1 protein-coding gene is annotated in these 666 nt (G+C 55.3%); it reads right to left on the reverse strand.

What is annotated here, in order from left to right:
• On the reverse strand, positions 1 to 299 hold a 299-nt coding region (locus HWY30_RS31460), incomplete at its 3' end, for an MFS transporter (protein WP_341809947.1).
• Positions 300 to 666 lie beyond the last annotated feature (367 nt).

A 666-nucleotide genomic window follows, 5' to 3' on the forward strand; every position in this document is an offset into this window, starting at 1 on the left:
ACGGTCTTGCGGGCGCCAATGCGCCGCAGCAACAGCGTGCTCGGCACTTCGAGCAGGATGTAGCCGATAAAGAACAGACTCACGCCGAGTCCGTACGCCGCGTCGCTCAGCCCGAGATCGTGCTTCAGCTGCAGCTGCGCGAAGCTGACGTTGACGCGATCGAGATAGTTGAGGACCCAGCACAGGAAAAGAAAGCTCATTAGCCTTAACGTGATCTTGCGGTATGTCGCCTCCTCCGCCGCCGAGTCGGCTATGGCAGACAGGGATAGGTCCCCTGAGTGCAACGTTGAATGTGCCATGACTGAATCTCTCCGAATTTCACTCTGGATACCGGCCGGAACAGCGTCCCTCTCACCGTTTAATTAGAGCTCTAATATTCAGCTTACGGCGGCTTTATGTCGCTGGCAAGAACGGGTTTATACCGAGAGCAAGATTGCGAAAAATCGTGCGCCTTGACTTGCATAATTAGAGATCTAGTCATAATATGCAATCCATGTTGATGCAACGCAAGACTGGACCGGGTCAGAAGGAGATGGTATGGACGCCTCCCTCCCGCGTCGGATAGGAGAGGCGGTAGGAACGGCGGAGCCCTCGCTATACCCGACGGCATCAGAGTGCCAAAGTGGTGGTGTCAAAACGACCACTGAGGGTAAGGAGGGCTCGAAA

The sequence above is a fragment of the Paraburkholderia tuberum STM678 genome, from assembly GCF_902833905.1.
Lineage (GTDB): Bacteria > Pseudomonadota > Gammaproteobacteria > Burkholderiales > Burkholderiaceae > Paraburkholderia > Paraburkholderia tuberum.